The sequence below is a fragment of the Halobacterium sp. CBA1126 genome (assembly GCF_009741975.1).
Classification (GTDB): domain Archaea; phylum Halobacteriota; class Halobacteria; order Halobacteriales; family Halobacteriaceae; genus Halobacterium.
Genome location: NZ_WPCF01000182.1, coordinates 1 through 2,325 on the forward strand (window position 1 = coordinate 1; position 2,325 = coordinate 2,325).

The following is a 2,325-nucleotide window of genomic DNA, read 5'->3' on the forward strand; positions in this document are numbered from 1 at the left end:
CGCCGCGCGAGCGGAACGCCGCGTCGCCGGCGGCGATCGCGCGGAACGCGGCGAGGGGGTCGCTGCCGGCCGCCTCCGCGGGGTCGTCGGGCGGGCCGACGACGAGGAAGTCGTTGACCATCACGGCGCGGCGGTTCACGCCGTGGCCCGCCGCCACGAACTCGGCTTCGAGCGGGGGCGCGTGGACGAGCACCGCGTCGCAGTCGCCGTCGCGGGCGGTGCGGAGCGCGGCGCCGGTCCCGCGGACGACCGGACGCAGCGAGGCGCCGAATTCGTCCTCGAAGCCCGCCGCGAGTTCGGCGAGCAGGCCGCTGTCGTGGACCGTGGTGGCGGTCGCGACCGTCAGCGACTCGTCGGCGAGCGGGGGTTCCCCGTCGCCGGAGCCGCCGAGACAGCCCGCCAGCGAGAGCGCGCCGCCCGCGGCGAGCGCACGGAGGAATCCCCGCCTGTCCATGCCCGGACAACCACTCGCGGTTACAAATCTATTTTGGAGTGATGGGAATCGGTCACGTCACCGCGGGTCGTCGACGACGCGGACGCGGGTGACGTGGCCGCCGCAGCCGCACTGGTCGACGTACTCGTGGGCGACGCTGTCGCCGAACGCGTCGTCCAGTTCCTCGTAGAGGTACGACTCGGGGTGGCCGTGGTCGCCGTGCGTGACGAGGTTCACGTGGTAGCCGACCGCGGTGGATTCGACCGCGTCGAGGGCTTCCTCGACGACGAGCGCGCGGTCGTCCGCGTGCCGGTCCTGTTCGAGGTTCGCCGACCACGAGTTCTCGTGGACGCCGTCGACGGTCTCGGCGTCGTCGTGCGCGGATGATGCCATGTGCGAATCGTCGCCGCGCACGCGGGTGAGTCGTCTCCCGAACACGTTCGACCGGCCGCCGGTTCGCCCCCGCGAATCGACTTATAAATGGCGCCGCGAACCGATTCGGCGACGTCGCAGGACGACGGGAAACGCTGACCCGCTTGAAGGGGTAGCACCGACAACTACCGAGTGAAGAGGTGACCACCGATGTTCGACACCACTCGGCGGCGCGTCCTGCAAGGCCTCGGAATCGGCGGAACCGCTGCGGTCGCGGGCTGCACCGCTCCCGGCGGTGAGAGCCCGGCGACCGAACAGCCCCAGCAGAACGCCGCGGCCCAGACCAACCAGCTCGACGTCGACCGGGTCGCCGCGGACCCCACTGACGTCCCCGACCCGGTCGACTGGTCGGAGCCCCGGCACCACGAAGTCGACCTCGACGTGCAGGAGGTCACGGCGGAGATCGAGCCCGGGGTCACGTTCAACTACATGACCTTCGACGGGCGGATTCCCGGTCCGATGATCCGGGTGCGCCGCGGCGACACCGTCTCGTTCACGCTGAACAGCCCCGACGGCAACTCGATGCCGCACAACATCGACTTCCACGCCGTCTACGGCACCGGCGGCGGCGCGGAAGCGACGAACGTCGCCCCCGGGGAGTCCGCGGGCGTCGACTTCACCGCGAAGTACCCCGGCGCGTTCATCTACCACTGCGCCGTCCCGAACCTGGACTACCACATCTCCAGCGGGATGTTCGGGATGATCCTGGTGGAACCCGAGGACGGCCTCCCGGAGGTCGACCGCGAGTTCTACCTCGGCCAGCACGAACTGTACACGAACAAGGACGTCGGCGAGGAGGGCCACCACCAGTTCGACATGGAGGCGATGGCCCGCGAGGAGCCGACCTACGTCGTGTTCAACGGCGAGAAGTACCCGTTCACGCCGGACCGCTACGGCCGCCTGCAGGCCGAGAGCGGAGAGCGGGTTCGCGTGTACCTCGTGGACGGCGGCCCGAACGTCTCCTCGAACTTCCACCCCATCGGGAACGTCTGGACGCGGGCCCACCGCGACGGCGCCGTCGGGACCCCCGAGGAGTACGTCCAGACGATGAAGGTCCCGCCGGGGAGCTGCATGATCGGGGAGATGGACACGCCCGTCCCCGAGGTCATCAAGCTCGTCGACCACGCGCTCTCCCGGGTCGCCCGCAAGGGGCTGCTCTCCGAGATCGAAGTCACCGGCGAGCCGAACGAGGAGATCTTCGACCCCGACCCCGGTAGCGAGTAGCCCGCGAACCGCCAATCCGGTCACTCGTCCTCCGCTTTCGCGTTCCGTAGCCGCGGCGCCGTCACCGAATCGCCGGGCGTGCGAACACGTTCGGGGCCACGCATAGCGGCGCGGCACCCCACTGTCGAAACATGTACGGCTTGGGCTCGCAGTCCGACGCGGACGACGCACTCGCCCCCGAAGGGGAGTTCGACCCCGACGTGAACCCCGACCCCGGCGCGTTCCTCGCCGGCCAC

At 70.3% G+C, this 2,325-nt stretch carries 3 protein-coding genes; 1 reads left to right on the forward strand and 2 read right to left on the reverse strand.

Going from position 1 to position 2,325, the window contains the following annotated elements:
- Nucleotides 1-454, reverse strand: a 454-nt coding sequence (locus tag GJ634_RS14920) for a substrate-binding domain-containing protein (protein ID WP_197425557.1), incomplete at its 3' end; no start/stop codon positions are given.
- A 57-nt stretch (nt 455-511) separates the two neighbouring features.
- The gene (locus GJ634_RS14925; protein ID WP_157503623.1) at nt 512-826 is read right to left on the reverse strand and encodes a CGCGG family rSAM-modified RiPP protein; all 315 of its coding nucleotides are present in this window, start codon (nt 824-826) and stop codon (nt 512-514) included.
- Between the two features lie 189 nt (nt 827-1,015).
- Here GJ634_RS14925 and nirK point away from each other — a divergent pair, with 189 nt between their 5' ends.
- On the forward strand, nt 1,016-2,089 hold the full coding sequence (nirK, locus tag GJ634_RS14930) for a copper-containing nitrite reductase (RefSeq protein ID WP_157503624.1): 1,074 nt from the start codon (nt 1,016-1,018) through the stop codon (nt 2,087-2,089).
- The last annotated feature ends 236 nt before the right edge of the window (nt 2,090-2,325 follow it).